At 49.6% G+C, this 16,179-nt stretch carries 16 protein-coding genes and 6 pseudogenes; 7 read left to right on the forward strand and 15 right to left on the reverse strand.

What is annotated here, in order from left to right:
* Positions 1–27: 27 nt before the first annotated feature.
* Positions 28–495 carry a helix-turn-helix transcriptional regulator gene (locus tag ACL2XP_RS04870; RefSeq protein WP_413737437.1) on the reverse strand — a complete coding sequence of 156 codons (468 nt, stop codon included), beginning with the start codon at positions 493–495 and terminating at the stop codon, positions 28–30.
* The gene (locus tag ACL2XP_RS04875; RefSeq protein WP_413737438.1) at positions 492–1,841 is read right to left on the reverse strand and encodes a type II toxin-antitoxin system HipA family toxin; all 1,350 of its coding nucleotides are present in this window, start codon (positions 1,839–1,841) and stop codon (positions 492–494) included. The genes ACL2XP_RS04870 and ACL2XP_RS04875 overlap by 4 nt, the downstream gene beginning before the upstream one ends.
* A gap of 441 nt (positions 1,842–2,282) precedes the next feature.
* On the opposite strand from ACL2XP_RS04875, the gene ACL2XP_RS04880 reads away from it, so the two are divergent.
* On the forward strand, positions 2,283–2,765 hold the full coding sequence (locus tag ACL2XP_RS04880; RefSeq protein ID WP_413737439.1) for a GNAT family N-acetyltransferase: 483 nt from the start codon (positions 2,283–2,285) through the stop codon (positions 2,763–2,765).
* Positions 2,766–2,827: 62 nt separating this feature from the next.
* Here ACL2XP_RS04880 and ACL2XP_RS04885 read toward each other — a convergent pair.
* From ACL2XP_RS04885 to ACL2XP_RS04895, 3 genes and pseudogenes are all read right to left on the reverse strand, one after another.
* Positions 2,828–2,968, reverse strand: a pseudogene (locus ACL2XP_RS04885) (prevent-host-death protein); the annotation flags it as partial.
* A 140-nt stretch (positions 2,969–3,108) separates the two neighbouring features.
* Positions 3,109–4,104, reverse strand: coding sequence for a saccharopine dehydrogenase family protein (locus ACL2XP_RS04890; protein WP_413737440.1), 996 nt, complete (start codon positions 4,102–4,104; stop codon positions 3,109–3,111).
* A 26-nt stretch (positions 4,105–4,130) separates the two neighbouring features.
* Positions 4,131–4,484: a nuclear transport factor 2 family protein gene (locus ACL2XP_RS04895; RefSeq protein ID WP_413737441.1), complete on the reverse strand. Its 354-nt coding sequence runs from the start codon at positions 4,482–4,484 to the stop codon at positions 4,131–4,133.
* Between the two features lie 140 nt (positions 4,485–4,624).
* Between ACL2XP_RS04895 and ACL2XP_RS04900 the strand changes: the two genes are divergently transcribed.
* Positions 4,625–5,497 carry an AraC family transcriptional regulator N-terminal domain-containing protein gene (locus ACL2XP_RS04900; RefSeq protein WP_413737442.1) on the forward strand — a complete coding sequence of 291 codons (873 nt, stop codon included), beginning with the start codon at positions 4,625–4,627 and terminating at the stop codon, positions 5,495–5,497.
* A 306-nt stretch (positions 5,498–5,803) separates the two neighbouring features.
* On the opposite strand, the gene ACL2XP_RS04905 is transcribed toward ACL2XP_RS04900, so the two are convergent.
* Together ACL2XP_RS04905 and ACL2XP_RS04910 are read right to left on the reverse strand one after the other, a co-directional pair.
* Entirely contained in the window at positions 5,804–6,442 is a 639-nt protein-coding gene (locus tag ACL2XP_RS04905) for a nitroreductase family protein (protein WP_413737443.1), read from the reverse strand.
* A 435-nt stretch (positions 6,443–6,877) separates the two neighbouring features.
* Positions 6,878–7,291: pseudogene (locus tag ACL2XP_RS04910) on the reverse strand (DDE-type integrase/transposase/recombinase); the annotation flags it as partial.
* Positions 7,292–7,952: 661 nt separating this feature from the next.
* Between ACL2XP_RS04910 and ACL2XP_RS04915 the strand changes: the two are divergent.
* From ACL2XP_RS04915 to ACL2XP_RS04925, 3 genes and pseudogenes are all read left to right on the forward strand, one after another.
* Positions 7,953–8,485: pseudogene (locus ACL2XP_RS04915) on the forward strand (integrase core domain-containing protein); the annotation flags it as partial.
* A gap of 150 nt (positions 8,486–8,635) precedes the next feature.
* Positions 8,636–9,175 carry a DUF2058 domain-containing protein gene (locus ACL2XP_RS04920; protein ID WP_413737444.1) on the forward strand — a complete coding sequence of 180 codons (540 nt, stop codon included), beginning with the start codon at positions 8,636–8,638 and terminating at the stop codon, positions 9,173–9,175.
* A 295-nt stretch (positions 9,176–9,470) separates the two neighbouring features.
* Positions 9,471–9,953 carry a cold-shock protein gene (locus ACL2XP_RS04925; RefSeq protein ID WP_413737445.1) on the forward strand — a complete coding sequence of 161 codons (483 nt, stop codon included), beginning with the start codon at positions 9,471–9,473 and terminating at the stop codon, positions 9,951–9,953.
* Between the two features lie 134 nt (positions 9,954–10,087).
* Here ACL2XP_RS04925 and ACL2XP_RS04930 read toward each other — a convergent pair.
* The 3 genes and pseudogenes from ACL2XP_RS04930 to ACL2XP_RS04940 form a co-directional block, all read right to left on the reverse strand.
* Positions 10,088–10,180 (reverse strand): annotated as a pseudogene (locus tag ACL2XP_RS04930) (type II toxin-antitoxin system mRNA interferase toxin, RelE/StbE family); the annotation flags it as partial.
* Between the two features lie 6 nt (positions 10,181–10,186).
* Entirely contained in the window at positions 10,187–10,933 is a 747-nt protein-coding gene (locus ACL2XP_RS04935; protein ID WP_413737446.1) for an SDR family NAD(P)-dependent oxidoreductase, read from the reverse strand.
* A gap of 127 nt (positions 10,934–11,060) precedes the next feature.
* Entirely contained in the window at positions 11,061–11,963 is a 903-nt protein-coding gene (locus ACL2XP_RS04940; RefSeq protein ID WP_413737447.1) for a LysR family transcriptional regulator, read from the reverse strand.
* Between the two features lie 276 nt (positions 11,964–12,239).
* Here ACL2XP_RS04940 and ACL2XP_RS04945 point away from each other — a divergent pair.
* Together ACL2XP_RS04945 and ACL2XP_RS04950 are read left to right on the forward strand one after the other, a co-directional pair.
* Positions 12,240–12,482 (forward strand): annotated as a pseudogene (locus tag ACL2XP_RS04945) (phage integrase N-terminal domain-containing protein); the annotation flags it as partial.
* Between the two features lie 596 nt (positions 12,483–13,078).
* A complete protein-coding gene (locus ACL2XP_RS04950; protein ID WP_413737448.1) occupies positions 13,079–14,119 on the forward strand; it encodes an Abi family protein in 1,041 nt (346 codons plus the stop codon).
* A gap of 239 nt (positions 14,120–14,358) precedes the next feature.
* Here ACL2XP_RS04950 and ACL2XP_RS04955 read toward each other — a convergent pair.
* From ACL2XP_RS04955 to ACL2XP_RS04975, 5 genes and pseudogenes are all read right to left on the reverse strand, one after another.
* Positions 14,359–14,526, reverse strand: a pseudogene (locus ACL2XP_RS04955) (helix-turn-helix domain-containing protein); the annotation flags it as partial.
* A gap of 12 nt (positions 14,527–14,538) precedes the next feature.
* A complete protein-coding gene (locus ACL2XP_RS04960) occupies positions 14,539–14,667 on the reverse strand; it encodes a hypothetical protein (protein ID WP_413737449.1) in 129 nt (42 codons plus the stop codon).
* Positions 14,668–14,680: 13 nt separating this feature from the next.
* A complete protein-coding gene (locus ACL2XP_RS04965; protein ID WP_413737450.1) occupies positions 14,681–14,887 on the reverse strand; it encodes a type II toxin-antitoxin system RelE/ParE family toxin in 207 nt (68 codons plus the stop codon).
* A 538-nt stretch (positions 14,888–15,425) separates the two neighbouring features.
* Positions 15,426–15,710, reverse strand: coding sequence for a type II toxin-antitoxin system RelE family toxin (locus ACL2XP_RS04970; protein WP_413737451.1), 285 nt, complete (start codon positions 15,708–15,710; stop codon positions 15,426–15,428).
* Entirely contained in the window at positions 15,700–15,951 is a 252-nt protein-coding gene (locus ACL2XP_RS04975) for a prevent-host-death protein (protein WP_413737452.1), read from the reverse strand. The genes ACL2XP_RS04970 and ACL2XP_RS04975 overlap by 11 nt, the downstream gene beginning before the upstream one ends.
* Positions 15,952–16,179: the final 228 nt, after the last annotated feature.

Consider the following 16,179-nt stretch of genomic DNA (forward strand, 5'->3'; position numbering starts at 1 on the left):
ATAAGCATCATCTGCCCGCTCATAGCCTCACTCTACAAAGAGCGCCGAGAACATATGGCGGGAAATCGGCACTAATCCCACTTGCAGGCCAAAAGGTTTGAATAACTTATTGATTACATCAGAAGTATAGTTTCCCTTGTCGTTTTCCACCTCCGACAGGGTTTTCCGCGAGACTGAAACAAGCTGCGCGAAGGTATCCTGTTTTAATCCCAGCACCTCAATCCGTAGTTTTTTCAAGGCATCTCCTTGAGTTATTTCACCAAGCAGCAGTTTCTTGATAATGGCATTCATTGCTGATTTCCGTTCTTGGGTACCGATTGCCGTTGTCGTTTTCGAGACCCTTTGACGTAACGCATTTTCCGTTGAAGATGGTGCGCCCGTCTGGTTTTTGCTATAAATCGCTTTGCTTACCGGTTTCTGCCCGGCGTTTTGTCTGGCGCGGATTTTCGCGATGGTTTGTTTCGCTGAAGTAATCCCGGGATCTCGTCCTTTCATAGCAAACCCCATCTATTTAATTTTTCGGAAATGAAGTTGAAACCTATCGCCGGCATAGCGAGAATTTGTTCTGGAACGCCTCTGCGCGCCAATCTATCTTTTAGATCGAGTAATTGGTGCGCTGTATCTCTTAGCGCCTGCAATAATTCCTCTGGGGGTACGAGATCAGAAAGCGCTACGGCAATACCGTTAAAATCATATTCTCCTCCAACTTCTAAAGGCTGGGCCCATTTAGTGGTTCTGGGGATGCCTTCAGGGTCTGCTTTCATCGGGGCGAAGTCATAGATGGGTGCTAGTCTGATGCTGTTTTCATCTTTAAGAAACGATGTGTTCCGCCCATGGTTATCACTATTGCCGAAAATGATATTCAGTAAATCCCGGCGTAACCACTCGATAACAAAGGCTTTTACATCAAAATTAAAGTCTTGTTCTACTACCATGTTGCTTTGTGTGATTTTATCAATCAGTATTCTGATCGTTTCTTCATGATATAAAGTGACGCCCGGGGTTTTTCTCAACATCGAATATACGGATTCCATCCCAAATCGTTTGATATATCCCTTATCTTCGAAAGATACATCAAATCTTGGCAGCCATAGTGAAGGGTAATTTAAACCTTCCTCCAGACGCATATGCCTGGTTGGTATGGTATCAAATCCCAAAGATTCTAATTCGTGATAGTAATAAAACTCGGCCCTTAAGATATTACAGTCAACCTCGGTACGCGCTCCGCGTGGATATTTAACTAAATAATGAATATCCCGATTGGCAGAATCATTTTGATAAGTGTCGATCCAGATGCGTTGATCTTCGCTACAACGGAGTAGCAATTTTGGTGCTTCCCCGCCTGCGCCTGTTGCTCCGCCCGCGGCCGCACCCCGGTTTTGGGCATAGTCCAGAAAGTCGCCTGCTCTATTTTTAACGTCATCTATTGAGAAAAAGAGGGTTTCAGACAAGAGGGTGAACTCAGGTAGTGATTCTTTAATTCGCAAGTTGCCAACAGGGGACATGGTGCCATGTTTGAGTAACACGAAATTCTGTTGGTCTGCACTCAGTCCCGCAAGATCCAGGTAATTAGCCCAATAGCGTCTGCTGGCTCCGCTGGGAATGATGTCATCGAGAAACTTCATCCAACCGCGCTGGCCTCCATCCTCAAAGAACAAAGATACGGGATGATTCAGCGATACTGCGTGATTATCATCGCGGCTCAGGTTTTCAATTGCATAGTCAGATAGATACTCCAACTCAGTAATACGATATGAGTTTTGTTCACTCTCCGGAAAAGTGATATTGGCAATATCAACCCATTGATTCTCTAAAAAAGCCTGTAAGGTCAACGATTCCATACGATGCTATCCCGTTTATTTAATGTGTTATATATGACACGTTAAATGCGTTACATTCAATCATTGTAACTTATTTTACACATAAAGCATCTTTTTAGCACTTAGCCTGCCCAATGCACTCTATTAGCGTTGACAGGGCAAGCCTGATTAGCCCTGCAGGAAAATGATGCAACGGCGCGCATTAATGTAACTTTTAATACTCATTAAGTGGATAAAAGACGTTTATAGTTACCTATATTACTCACAAAATAGCATGTCTACCTGTTCATATCGGCCTGAAGCATACGGCGGGCACGCTTACGGCGACACAGGATTTACGCCGCACGGATTAGCGCGCTGAAAGGCTTTGCCTTGCCGCCCCGGACGGATTTGCTCGCGCCAGGGGCCGAAACCAGTATATTTTATAAGACACATTTTGAGGTATTTTGCCGAGGGAAGGATATGCGAATCGAGGTCATCAAGGCCGACTACGGTAACCCGCAGCACGCCGGACAGATTGTGGAACTGCTGGATCATTACGCGCGCGATCCCATGGGTGGGGCGGAACCGCTGAGCGATTATGCCCGCGGCCATCTGGTTAAGGAACTGGCCCGGCGGCCCGATGCCCTGACGCTGCTGGCTTTGGTGGACGACCGGCCCGCGGGATTGGCCAACTGTTTTACCGGCTTTTCCACTTTTGCCGCCCGGCCTTTAATGAATATCCACGATATCGCGGTATCGCCGGCATTCCGCGGCCTGGGTATCAGCCAGCATCTGCTTGCGGCGATTGAGGACGAAGCGCGGGCGCGCAACTGCTGCAAAATCACCCTGGAAGTATTGGAAGGGAACGCGGTAGCCCAGGCCAGCTATCGCAAGTTTGGTTTTGCCGGTTATGAATTGCAGCCGGAAACCGGGCGTGCGCTGTTCTGGCAGAAAAAGCTGTAGGGCTATCTACCCGCTAGGCGATGGCGTGGTTGCACCAAATCAATCTTGGGGCACTGAGGTCCTTATTGATCGCGCTTGCTCTTCATCCGTGAAAGGGCGATCTTGCCGAGTTCGATATCCTCTTGATAATCAATCATGGCTTTCCATGGTTCCGGGGAAATGTAGTAACCGGAGATACGGCCGCTGGTTAACACCGCCACCGGTGGTTTCTTCGGACCTGAAGGCGGACAACCCTGGCAACCATTACGAAAATGCGTCGTTTGAATGGGCAACGCGCTTCCGCTTGGTTTTTGTAATGTGGTTAACAGATCCCCTTTCCAGGGAGTTGTTCACTCATTCCATTTTAGCCTGCATTCTGTACTGCGGTTATTCGGGTATCTGCAATGGTTTGTGCGAAACCCTTGCCAAACAACTCCGCCGGGGTCTGAAAGCCCGGACGCGCCTGGCCTGCCAGAACCCTTCGCCCGGCCTCAGCGGCAGCCATTGCCGTGAAGCTGTAACCGTTCACTGTGTCCAGCAGCATGCGCACTGTCCTGCCATCGGCGCTGACAACCTCGGCAACGGCCTGGTAACGGTTGGCGTCACGCTCTTCGGGGGTTGGACCGTCTGGTAAAACAGACAGATCGCCCTGTGGAAAACCTGCCCCGGTGACATGCACAAAGGTAGCAATGTCCGGGATATTCGTTGCCTTCCAGACGGTGATCAGGTCCGGCAACGTTACCGGGAAGCATTCCAGTGGCCCCTTGCCAAAATCGAAGGTTCTCACTTCGGTGGGAGCCTGCTGTATCAGCAAACCATCGCGGCGTATCAGACATTCCGGCGACAGATTTTCAGTCGCGCTGATTGCCGAACCCCGTGACATCGGCCCGGCGACGCGCAGAGCCAGCGATATACTTTTGGGGGCTGTTGCCCGCTCTTTAGCATGGGCGGCGAGACAACCCAGCATCGCCACGCTGCCTCCGCATCCTGGAAGCAGCATGACGCCAGCGGCGGCGGCTTCCCGGTCCAAGGTTTCAGCCAGTCTGTAACTGTCGGGCTCGGCGGCGACATCAAGGTAATGCACCTGTTTGCGTATCGCTGCCTTTATCAACACATTCGCTGTGTGCATAAATGGGCCGGCACAGTTCAGAAGCACCGCAACATCCGCAAGTGCTTCATCAACGATATCCGGCTCGTCCAGGGGGAAAGCCCGAAAGGGTATATTCAGCGCCGAGGCCATTGCGGCCAGTTTTATCCCGTTGCGTCCGGCAAGAATAAGCGGCACTCCGGAAGCAATCGCATGCTGAACGATCATGCCTCCGGTATAGCCGGTCGCGCCATAAATCATCAGCTTCTTCATAATAGTTCCGAGTCCTGAGTGGTTGGTCATTCGAGGCTGGCGTCGATACGCTCTATCAGCCCGTCGCTATTGACGGATATCTCCAGCACGCCAATTTCATGACCGAAATCACCGGTGAAATCGACCCGCGCACGCACATGGTTTTCGCCCCCACTATTGATAGACAGCAAGCGGGTCACGGTGTGATAACCGATGAAATACTGTTCGATATAGTTTCGGATACCGGTATGGCCATCAAAACGGGAGCCGGTGGATGGGTCGTCGATTACCGCATCTGGCGTAAACAGGGTTAACGCACGATCGACGTCGAAGGCGTTGGTTGCCGCAAGCAGCGCATCAGCTATCCCCCGGCTGCCACCGGTAATCAAAACATAACGCATAGAACACACCTCTTGTGGAGAAGTTTGGCCAGAACAAGAGTACGCGGGGCTTTTTACTCTGGCTCATGCAATCCTCTTTAGAAGTTGCCCGATACTGCTTTTCTCTTGTTGCAGGCGCTGGGGCGTGTTATTTATCGAAAATGGAAAAACAATTGCATGAATTGCGCGAACTGGCAGCCGGGGCCGGAAATCAGCGCACCGAAACAGGAATACCGCGCGTGGCGATGGTTCAGGGGGAGATCCCCGAACACCGGTTGGCCGCAGTCTATGAACCGATGATTAATCTGATCCTTACCGGATCGAAAAGCATGACGGTGGGGGATAGAACCTACAGATACGACCCCGCGACTTACTTTGTGATGTCGGTGGATTTACCGGCCGTCGGTAAGGTTTATGCGGATGATCAGACCGGCGCTGCCTATCTTGCCGTTAGCCTCACGCCTGAACCGGAAATTATTGCCGATCTGCTGGCCGATTTGCCTGATTCTGGCACCGCAACGCGCTACGATCCTGGATTTGCCGTCGCACCTGTCACATCCGAATTACTGGATGCCTGGCTGAGAATGCTGCGTCTGATAAATAAGCCGGAGGAAATTGCCGCGCTGGCTCCGGCGTATGAACGAGAAATCCTGTTCCGCGTTCTTCAAGGCCCACTTGGCTGGATGCTACGAGATATTGCAATGCCTGATACGCATCTGTCCCGGATTTATACGGTGATTAACTGGATAAAGCAGAACTATATGCAAGCCGTACGGGTTGAAGAACTGGCTGATATGGCCGCGCTGAGCGTGTCGGCGTTCCATCGCCACTTTCGGGCAATTACAGCACTTAGCCCCGTGCAATATCAGAAACGGATACGGTTGATGCAGGCTCGGGCAAAGCTTGCCACCAGGAGTGCCAATATCACTACCATTGCTTTGTCTGTTGGTTATCAGAGCCATACGCAGTTCAGCCGGGAGTATTCGCGATTGTTTGGGCGGTCACCGTCAGCTGAGCGTGGCAGGATAAATTAAGCCGGCTGGACTGCCCCCAAAACATGGCGCATACCGCAGCGTTCTTTTTCCCTTCTCAATCCGGCTTCCGTCGATGGACGTAAAAAACCGGAAAGCGCTGGCTTGCCGGGCTTCTTAAACTCACTTGACGTTCTTTGGAACTGAAATCGGGGGGCTGCGGGAGCCGCGCCGGCAATGAGCCGATATTGCTGGCGCCGCCAGTCCTGCTATAACTATCTTGCTGCGCCTCGTTTCCCTGCTTCCGGCCGACAGAGCCAGGAAAGCAAAATCCGCTTCGATACTGTGCATAGGGGGATAATGCCGGGTTCACTTTATTTCTGTGACGAAGCTATCGCGGCTGCGCCGGACTTTCTTCAAGTTCACCAGCCAATCGCCTTCGGCCGCCCGATAACCCAGCGGCAGCATAACGACGCTTCGCAGGTTCTTCGACTTCAAATCAAGGATATCATCGACCGCCGCCGGGTCGAATCCTTCCATCGGCGTAGCGTCGATTTCTTCGAAAGCCGCAGCAATCAAGGCAGCGCCCAGGCCGATATAAGCTTGCCGCGCGGCCGCCTGATAGTTAGCCTCCGTTCCTCGATCGGCGACGATACCCAGCAACATTTGGCGATAATTTTCCCAACCCTCGTTTTTAAAACCCCGTACATCGTTGGTAAGGTCGAACATCATGTTAACGCGATCATCTGTAATGTCGTCCCACGCAGCAAATACCAGCAGGTGCGAACAATCGGTAATTTGCGCTTGATCCCAGGCCACGGTTCGAATCTTGGCGCGGATATCCGCATTGCTCACTACAAACAACTCAAACGGTTGGAGCCCGCTTGAGGTAGGCGCCAGCCGCACGGCTTCAATAATACGTTCGAGCTTTTCGGCCGGCACGGTTTTCGTCGCATCGAATTTCTTGGTTGCATAGCGCCATGCCAATCTTTCATTTACGGTCGTCATCTCGTTTTCCTTGAAGTGTGAATTTGAACGCAGGGAGCGTGTCCCCCTAGGGCGCAGCTTTGGCCTCAGCGGTCTGCGGCTTAACGCGGCAAAGATGAGCCTGCTGAATATAGCCGCACTGTAGCACGGGAAAAATCGAGGCTAGTGCAGAAAAATGCTGCCGCTCATGCAGCAATCGGGGAATTGCGACGGCGTAACGCCGAGCCTATTCCAGGCTAGAGATTGGGGCAAGGAACGAGCCGATGAGTTCGCGGCATTAACGTTGTTTTGGTTCCCATTCGCTCAGCGACTGGCGTTTGGATAAAGCCGGTTAACGTGCGGCTACGGGCAGGATCGCGGTATTGAGCACCGTTTTTAACCACCTCGCCAGAACCTGCCGAAATATGGTGTTGGTTTATTAGCGCTGAGTTATGGGCATACCTCAGCGCCGAAGCCTACCGCCGTCTGGCTGTCCGGTTTGGGCATCATGCCGATATAATCACGCTTCATCGTCTTGACGAAGTTTTCCGCAATACCGTTACGTTGCGGACTTCTGATCGCGGTCGTTCTGGGCTCCAGTCCTGGCATTTTAGCGAAGCTCCGGGTTTCACCTGCACGATAGGCCGAACCGTTATCCGTCAGCCATTCAATGGGCGCTGTCGGCAGGTTTTGACCGAACCGGCGTTCAACCGAGCGCAGCATTACGTCCTGTACCGTATCGCTGTCATAACCGCCGGTGCTGGCAGCCCAGTCCAGTGCTTCCCTGTCGCCACAGTCGATGGCGAAGGTGACCCGCAGCTTTTCGCCGTTATCGCAGCGGAACGCGAAGCCATCCGAGCTCCAACGGCGATTGCTTTCGGCCACCGCCACCCATGGAGTAGCGTGACCAACTGAAGAAAGCACAACATATAGTATTTTCGCCCCCGCGGCCGGCGGTGGTGGAGGGTGAGATCCGAGAATGACGGAAAGCGGATTTTGTGTGAAAAACGAGAAAACAGACTGATGTCGGACCTTAGCATATCCCAAGCCTATGCATAGGCTAGACATCCGCAAAACACAGGTACCCATGACTTTGCCGACGTGAGATTTTCGATTATTATTGATTTCATTTAAACAGACATGGATACGGCATCAACGTGCGCTGACCTCTCGCTCAAGGGTTTCAATAATATTTTGCCGGTTGATTGTAGTATACTGTTATCAGCCCTGAATTACATTACATGGTAAATTATGGAATTTAATATTTTTACGCCTATATTTTATGTGCTTGCTTTTTTATTCATAGCCTTAATAATAAAAAAATCTCTAAAATAAGCATGGTATACAATAATTTTAGGCCCTTTTATCGCCAACATTTATGTTTTTCTGTGTGAAAGAGGTTTTGTTTTTGCTAATTGTCTATTACCTACATATGACGCACGAAATTTTACCTTGCCGATCACTATTCACCAGTCCCGTGAAGGTTTGAAAAAGACCGACTCATAGGCCTCCCGTTAGGAGGCCAGGTTCTGGTCATTCAGCCTCTAAACATCTTGTTCGGCCCAGTGCTCCAAACATGACCTGGTCGAGGGATTTTGTCATGGACGCTCTCGCCGGTGGCAGAAGGATAAAGTGCCTGGCCTGCGTGGATGATTTCACCAAAGAGAGCCTCGATATAGCGGTTGCGCACGGGATCTTTGGCGAACAGGTGACGCGGATACTCGATAATGTGGCGTTATTCAGGGGTTATCCTAAAGCGATACGCACCGATCAAGGGCCAGAGTTTACCGGCATGCGCTGCATCAATGGGCTCATTCTCATGGCATTGAGTTAAAACTTATCCAGCCGGGGAAACCGACGCAAAATGGTATTATCGAAAGTTTTAACGGGCGTTTTAGGGATGAATGCCTGAATGAACATTGGTTCAAGGATCTTGCTCAGGCACGCAAGATCATCAGCGACCGGCGACAGGATTATAACGAGCGAAGGCCGCATTCTGCGCGTAATTACCTGACGCCATTGGAATTCGCTGTAAACTATCGCAGTAGTAAAAATGGTACAGATCAAAACGATGTTACTAGTTAAGTGTTGGCTTGATTACTGGGGGCAGGTCAAATCGGATCTGCTAGGCCCCTCCAAACTCAAGCCACACGGTGATCGGGCCTTGCAAACTGGTACAGCTTCAAAATTTACAGGTATAATCCCAGAAATTATTCAACTGGTTTAGAAACGAAGATGACAAAACTCACCTTACAAGAGCAGATGCTAAAAGCTGGATTAGTGACCAGCACAAAAATGGCCAAAGTCCAAAGAACGGCTAAAAAATCACGAGCTCAGGCTCGCGAGGCAAGAGAGGCGGTGGAAGAAAATAAAAAAGCACAAGCTGAACGTGATAAACAGCTAAGCGAACAACAAAAACAAACTGCTTTATCTAAAGAGTATAAAGCTCAGGTGAAGCAGCTAATTGAAATGAACAGAATCGACATTTCAAAAGGCGATATTGGTTTTAACTTCACAGATAATAATTTAATTAAAAAAATAGTTGTGGATAAGCTTACACAAGCTCAGCTGATTAGTGGTCGTCTCGCCATTGCCCGTTTGGTTGTTGATAGCAGTGGCAAGAGCGAATACGCCATTATCCCCGCGAGCGTAGCCGATAAAATTGCGCAGCGAGATGCAAACAGTATTGTATTAAATAGTGCGCTTAGTCAGGAAGAGCAAGATGAAGAAGATCCGTATGCTGATTTTAAAGTGCCCGATGATTTGATGTGGTAATTAACGTTTTGCAGGTGCTTATGTATGAAAAGCCCTCCAGGGCTTTTCATTAAGATTGCATGTTCAGCCGGTTCATGGAAAAAGGCAGGGCCCCTCCGGCAGCCCCGTTAACTCTTCCGCCACGTCTGGCCGCAGCGTTTCACTCTGCGTCGTTTACGCCTTCACCTGGCCGCCGCCCCCTCGCATATCAGAAATTTATCGTCCAGACTTAAACTAAAGACGTAGTCTGCGCAGGCATTGTGTTTTACACTGCGCGCTGTAAAAACTGAGTAGATAAACGATTAAGTAGGCGGTAATGGCGATGAACGGAACGATCACAACCTGGTTTAAAGATAAAGGTTTCGGATTTATCAAAGATGAAAACGGTGATAACCGTTATTTTCATGTGATTAAGGTCGCCAACCCTGAGCTGATTAAGAAAGATGCGGCGGTGACTTTCGAACCTACCACTAATAACAAGGGTTTGTCAGCTTATGCCGTGAAAGTCGTACCGGAAAGCAAATACATCTATATCGCGGGCGAGCGCCTTAAGCTTACGTCGATCAAATCTTACCTGGTTTACCGCGAAGAAGTGCCCGCCGATACCCGCATTGATAAAGAAAATGCGGTGCTGTCCGTGGGTGTGCTGATGAGTAGTATCAGGCCGAAATCATCCGCTAAGCCTGGTGAAATGCGCTCGCTGAAAAAACTGGCGATCACCACCTTCCAGGAAACGACGTTAATCTTCTCGGAAGATGAAATAGACGTGGATGCCACGGTGAAACTGCTCAAGGTCTGAAATAATTCGGGCAGACCCTGTGCCGAAATTCTGCGCCATATATAAGCAGGATTTCGGCATTGCCTACTGACTCCGGTGCGCCGTGATATGCGGTTCTTTCACTAACTCCGCCAGCAACCGGACAATCGCATGTTCACCTCTTGATCTATCGCCTGGTAAACCAACCGATACCCGGCAGATCGGAGCTTGATTTTATAACAATCAACCATGCCGCTGAGCCGATTGGCGGCCGCTCACCAGGGATACGCTCCATCGGGGCCAGTGAAACTCCCGGTCGGGCTTTCCGTGTCCAGGGCCGCAAGAAGAAGCGGCCGGACTCCGATCTCGACGCTGTCCGTTCCCTGAAAATCGTTGATGGCGGTTGCCGTGTAGCTGGGTCCGGCCGCACGAACCTTGATGCCGGTGCCTTCAAGTTCAATGGCGAGCGCCAGGGTTATGGCGTTGAGTGCAGTCTTGGAAGCGGGATAGGTGACACCGAAATAGGGACGGAACGGAAAATTCGGGTCGGAATTGAGCGTCAGAGAACCCACCCCGCTCGAGACGTTTAGGATGCGTCCTGTGGAGGACAATCGGATCAGCGGCAGCATTGCCTGCGTCACGGCGAGAACGCCAAAGACATTTGTCTCGAAAAGCGCCCGAACTTCGTCCAACGGCGCGACGCTCGCCGCGCTCGCTCTCAGGACTTCCTGCGCCGACGCATAGCGGCCCGATTGGACGATCGCAGCGTTGTTGACCAAGAGATCGAGACGGCCGAATTCGGCCTTAACGCGTTCCGCTGCGCTTGCTATGCTCAGCGCATCGGTGACATCGAGCTGGATGGCGACAGCGCCTTCTCCAATCTCCTCGGCGGCCCTTTGACCGTTCGACAAATCCCGCGATCCGAGGAGGACGATGTAACCGTGATCGACCAATTCCTTGGCGACCTGCTTTCCAAGCCCTTTATTGGCCCCGGTGACCAGGGCGACCATCTTCTCTTGCATTACCTTGCTCCGCTACGTTATCCGCTCTTGCAGTATGCGCGAGCGGTTCATCACGTAGCTTATTCGACGCCAAGGCTATGCAGAAGGTGGCAGGCAGGACTAGTTTCTATTCCCAAATGGCATGGAATTACTGGAGCCGGAGACTCAACTGCTCGTCCAAGCATTGCGTGATGAAATCGCTCACCACCCGTACGCGATGGGCAATCCGTGTGCTGCTATAGAGCGCATGAATGGGGAGCGGGTCGGCAACGAAGTCCGCCAACACCTCAACCACACGACCTGAGCGAAGTTCCGCCTCAAACAAGGCGCGCGCACTCTGCACGATTCCAAGGTCTGCAAGAACGGCAGCATGCATATCCGAAGGATTATTGCAGCTAAACTTTCCAGCCGTTGGGGTTACGATGTCTCGCTCGCTGTTTGTAAAATGCCAGTCGCTGATCGCGCCGAGATATCGATTTGCCAACAGCTGGTGCGTATTGAGGTCGGATGGCTTTAACGGCACGCCGTGGCTCGCTAGATACGCAGGGCTGGCGACGGTCGCAAACTGCATATTTCCGATCCTGCGTGCCACCAGCCCGGAGCTATCGAGGTGGCCGACGCGGATGGCTAGGTCGAGGCCCTCTTGCACCAGATCGGCGTACCGCTCGGAAACGACAAATTCGATGGTAACGTCTGGAAAGCGGAGGAAGAAGTCCGGGAGCCTCGGCACGATCATCATGCTGGTCAGGATCGGCGGGACCGCGACCCGGACGGCACCGATTGGTCGCTCGTGGCCATAGGCAACCCGGCTCTCAGCGTCATTCAGGTCGCCAAGTATTCGAACGGCGGCCTCATAAAAATCGGCACCCACCGGCGTGGGACGCAGCCCGCGCGACGTTCGATTAAGCAGCTGCGCGCCAAGCCGCCGCTCAAGGGCTGCGACTTGCTTACTGACGGCCGGTTGCCCGACGCCAAGCTCGCGGGCAGCTTGGGAGAAGCTCCCACTCTCAACGACGCGAACGAAAAACTGTAAAGCGGCTATCTGTTCCATTCCTTGAGATAATAGATCAGGCAGGCGTTATTGCCAATCTCCCGCCTCGACAAATCCGGTCCTACCCGACTCTGCGATCAACAAAAAGATCGCGAAAGCCGTAGGGCAAACAAGATCCCGGCACCATCAAGACGCATCGGATGGCCTCATTCGAGGCAACAGGTGTTCTGAGCACCTGGCCCACGTCCTTCGGGGATATCGCTTTAGCGAGTTGGCAATAACACTCACCTTTTTTTGCTCAGGGCAGAAAACACTGCGGTATAACAGGAGATATCGATGGATGATCCTACCTACAGGCTACGCCAGCTTTGCCAGCGTAATCGCGACGGCAGCCATGCCATGCAAGTCGACCGTATGCGGTCACTGACCTTGGTCAGCCGCCAGCTACGCGAGGCGGGATTTCGGCAGATGCGGACAATGTCGCTTAAAAGTAAGCATATCGCGGTATTACTGGAGCGTTGGCAGGGTGAAGGTTTGTCGGCTGGTACACTCAAGAATCGCCTGGCGCATTTGCGGTGGTGGGCAGAGAAGGTCGGCAATGCCGGTGTTATTCCCGCCGATAATACGCAACTGGGCATCCCCGAGCGGCGATTTTTCGCCAGCGAGAACAAGGCACGCGACTTAGGCGACAGTTTGGATAAAGTAAATGATCCCTACGTTCGCATGAACCTGCTTTTGCAAAAGACTTTTGGCTGCGCCGCGAGGAGGGCTATGCAGGCATCGCGCCATTTACCGCTGCTGGAAGGCCAGAACCCACTACGACGAAGCGAAATATTTGCTGGCATTAGAAGAGCGAAATTCACCCTTACTGAAGCCATAAATAGCTTGTCGAATACCTCAGGGCGTGAAGCGGGCGTTATCATACATTAGTTAGATTTATCAGAGGATCACAACAACCCAAGATTTTCAGCGCGTTATATTTGAGCACATGCGGGGAAGATTGCTATAATGATTTGCAATAGATGGAGACGAGTAGAAAAAACTCAGTTGCCATAAAAGCGAATCCCCGAGAGGGACCTAAGTCTGTCTCGGGGATCTAAGTAGATTGTTGGATGCGCTTAGTGTTACCACCAGAGGGGCCAAACCAACTGCTCTGATAAGGATTCTAAACCCTCATGGCTGAAAGTCAAGTACCTTACCTTTATAATGGCTTTGAAGCCAATATCATTAAAGACCTATCAGAGGCTCGCTTTGCTCCTTATTTAAAAAACGCGGGGTTTGATAAACATTATGCGTTTAGTCTGTATCTATACAATGCACGTCTATTGAAGGCTTTCCTTTACCCTTTACATATCCTCGAAATTACACTCCGTAATAGGATAAATGAAATTTTTAGTGTAAATTTCGATGAAAAATGGTACCAAGATAAGGCTTTTAGATCAGGTCTGTCATCAGAAAGTATGGATGCTCTTGATCGTGGAATAAGTAGAGCTAAAAAACCCAAGAAAGAAGATATTATAGCCACCTTAACCTTCGATTTTTGGTCAAATTTATTTAGACCTGAATATGACCGATTTGTTTGGCAAACTAATATGAGAATATTATTGCCCAACGTTAACCTGACCCGAAAAGAATTTGAGAAAGTGGTAAGGAAAATCAATGAGTTTAGAAATCGCATAGCTCATTATGAACCGATACATAAAATAAATTTGAGCGAGATGCATGTAGTCATAATTGATATTTTGTCATGGTTGTCTAATGATATTAGTAACTGGGTAAAGCATTATTCTACAGTAAACGAATGCTTGCGCATGAAACCTTCCATTAAAGGTGATGGTCATACTTTAATAGGTGAAAAATGTGACAACGATTTCCAAATAGTATCCCTAGATGACAGTGTCAGTAAAATTCAATGCTCAAATTTCACGCTATGCGTTGACCCTCAAAATAAAATAAATGCAGTTGTTAATCATGCGCACTTAGCTAAATATTTAATGTTGCATATCGAAAATGAAGAACTTCTCATAGACCTTAAATCTCATGAGGTTAGCCATCTCATTAAGAAATTGAACCTTAATAGCAATATGATTTTCTGTGAATCCCATGAACCATATAAGACTATTGAGAAATATTTTAAGGGAAGAACTAGATTCCTTGTCATTTTAGACAATGGTGGAGTCTTGGGGGTAATTGAGAAATCGCACCGTAGATATTAAAGATAATATGTCTATTCGGATGGATTTTCAGTTGATTTGAAATTGACTGAGAGGCAGCAATAGTGTAATGCTGTCTGAAGTATAAACTTCATCAATTACAGTCAATGAACTGCATCCTATTTATGAATGCAACAGGATGCTAGTTACATCCGCTTCTCGCTCTTAGCCGACGGCCAGATTTAACCGCACATTGCAATAGAACATTATCAGATTGAGCAACGGCTAATCCCTAAGCGTAATTATACAAAACGGATTTGCAGTTTTTTCCCTACCGCCGCGGCATATTTTTTCAACGTGTTATAATACGGTCCCTGTGTATCGGAGGCTAAACCGCTTTCCAACCGTGTAATAGCCGTTGCTTTGGTCCCCATTCGCTCAGCGACTTGCGCTTGGGTGAGGTCGGCTTTTTTGCGTGCGGCCTACAGCTCATCAAGCAGGGCGAATTCCCCATCCAGTTTTTCATATTCAGCCTTGAATTCCGGTTGCCCCATCCAATCAGAGACCATTTCGGCATGGGTTTTGGTTGGCGGTATGCGTTTAGCGTTCATTTTTTTACCTCTCTCAATCTGGCTTCAGCGATGCTGAGTTCTTTGCGCGGCTTTTTTGGGTTTTCTTGATAAAGCTATGCAGCATCACAATTCGCTTTCCCACTTCCGCGCAAAAGAACACACGTCCAATCCCGTCGTTACCTTTTACTCGAAGTTCGAAAAGTCCATTTCCGAAGGCGCTGGTGTGGGGCTCACCGGGGTTACCACCGTATACTGTCATACGTTCGGTAAGCCTGGTATACCTGGTTCGCAAAGACAACGGCCAATGATCGATATCGTATCGAACGTCTTCACTCTAGTAATCAATAGTATATTTCATGGCTCAAAACATAACAAAAACGTTATGTTTGTGTAAGCCGCAACGACTGTAACCAGGGGGTATAACACCGCAGGAATCCTTATTTTACTCCCGATTAGACGCATAATAATGAGCAACGGATAAATGAATAGTAGCGATCAACGTTAGACTGATCGGTTATAAAACGCTTAACCCTTTTATTCCTTCGCTCATCTCGCTTCCGCTATCTGCGGTCGACACAAATTCGGCCCACCATTGGTACTTAAAAGTTGTGGAAAGCATTCCACAAACGTAAAAAAGCCCGCGCTGGGGGAATCTGAATTTTTCGTGTAATTTATTGGTATATATGTATTTAATTCCAATTCAGATTTTAGGATATACCTAAACGTATACCAATGCGGGAAAGTGATGGGATTATGTGGTCAGATTTTGAACCGTTATTCCCGCACACGCCACCCGGTTAGAGCCGGGCTTTAGCGGCGTTATATACTTCTGAGCGTTCACGCTTGCCCACGGCCAGCACCAGCACAATCACCTCTTCATCGATCGCCTGGTAAACCAACCGATACCCGGCAGACCTGAGCTTGATTTTATAACAATCAGGCATGCCGCTGAGCCGATTGGCGGGAATATGGGGATTGACCAAAATCTCTTTTAACTTCTTTTTGAACTGCTCCCGTAACGGCGCGCCCAGCTTTTTAAACTCCTTAAGGGCATGCTCTTCAAACTCCAACTCATAGATCATCCAGCTTGACCTTAACGCGCTTACCTTTCATCCGTGAACGGGCGATCTTGCCGAGTTCGATATCTTCCTGATAATCCACCATGGCTTCCCATGTTTCCGGTGAAATGTAGTAACCGGAGATATGGCCGTTGGTCAACACCGCCACCGGTTGGCCGTGGGCCTCTTTCAGGGCGCCATTGGGTGACTTTTTAAAATCGCTGATACTCACCGACGCATTAGCCAGGATAGGTTGTACAGACATAATGAGTCCCTTTTAGTACGATATTTGATACTAAATTTAGCACTAAGTCAAAACGACAGCAACAGCGTTATGCGAGTCTGCCGAAAAAAAGGATTTTATGCAAAACTGTTCACCCTGTTCACCCTGTTCACCTTTGATTTATTTTTATATAAAACATACTGTTATGTGGTGATGAGTTGATGAACAGCAACACTAAACTCATCACCCCAGGGTGACTACCCTTGTAGC

This window comes from Sodalis sp. RH21, assembly GCF_047324175.1.
In the GTDB taxonomy this organism is placed as follows: Bacteria; Pseudomonadota; Gammaproteobacteria; order Enterobacterales; family Enterobacteriaceae; genus Acerihabitans.

Excerpts from the sequence above, each read along its gene's own strand:
- ACL2XP_RS04870 (WP_413737437.1), bottom strand. The coding sequence starts at position 495 with ATGAAAGGACGAGATCCCGGGATTACTTCAGCGAAACAAACCATCGCG.
- ACL2XP_RS04875 (WP_413737438.1), bottom strand. The coding sequence starts at position 1,841 with ATGGAATCGTTGACCTTACAGGCTTTTTTAGAGAATCAATGGGTTGAT.
- ACL2XP_RS04880 (WP_413737439.1), top strand. The coding sequence starts at position 2,283 with ATGCGAATCGAGGTCATCAAGGCCGACTACGGTAACCCGCAGCACGCC.
- ACL2XP_RS04890 (WP_413737440.1), bottom strand. The coding sequence starts at position 4,104 with ATGAAGAAGCTGATGATTTATGGCGCGACCGGCTATACCGGAGGCATG.
- ACL2XP_RS04895 (WP_413737441.1), bottom strand. The coding sequence starts at position 4,484 with ATGCGTTATGTTTTGATTACCGGTGGCAGCCGGGGGATAGCTGATGCG.
- ACL2XP_RS04900 (WP_413737442.1), top strand. The coding sequence starts at position 4,625 with ATGGAAAAACAATTGCATGAATTGCGCGAACTGGCAGCCGGGGCCGGA.
- ACL2XP_RS04905 (WP_413737443.1), bottom strand. The coding sequence starts at position 6,442 with ATGACGACCGTAAATGAAAGATTGGCATGGCGCTATGCAACCAAGAAA.
- ACL2XP_RS04920 (WP_413737444.1), top strand. The coding sequence starts at position 8,636 with ATGACAAAACTCACCTTACAAGAGCAGATGCTAAAAGCTGGATTAGTG.
- ACL2XP_RS04925 (WP_413737445.1), top strand. The coding sequence starts at position 9,471 with ATGGCGATGAACGGAACGATCACAACCTGGTTTAAAGATAAAGGTTTC.
- ACL2XP_RS04935 (WP_413737446.1), bottom strand. The coding sequence starts at position 10,933 with ATGCAAGAGAAGATGGTCGCCCTGGTCACCGGGGCCAATAAAGGGCTT.
- ACL2XP_RS04940 (WP_413737447.1), bottom strand. The coding sequence starts at position 11,963 with ATGGAACAGATAGCCGCTTTACAGTTTTTCGTTCGCGTCGTTGAGAGT.
- ACL2XP_RS04950 (WP_413737448.1), top strand. The coding sequence starts at position 13,079 with ATGGCTGAAAGTCAAGTACCTTACCTTTATAATGGCTTTGAAGCCAAT.
- ACL2XP_RS04960 (WP_413737449.1), bottom strand. The coding sequence starts at position 14,667 with ATGAACGCTAAACGCATACCGCCAACCAAAACCCATGCCGAAATGGTC.
- ACL2XP_RS04965 (WP_413737450.1), bottom strand. The coding sequence starts at position 14,887 with ATGACAGTATACGGTGGTAACCCCGGTGAGCCCCACACCAGCGCCTTC.
- ACL2XP_RS04970 (WP_413737451.1), bottom strand. The coding sequence starts at position 15,710 with ATGATCTATGAGTTGGAGTTTGAAGAGCATGCCCTTAAGGAGTTTAAA.
- ACL2XP_RS04975 (WP_413737452.1), bottom strand. The coding sequence starts at position 15,951 with ATGTCTGTACAACCTATCCTGGCTAATGCGTCGGTGAGTATCAGCGAT.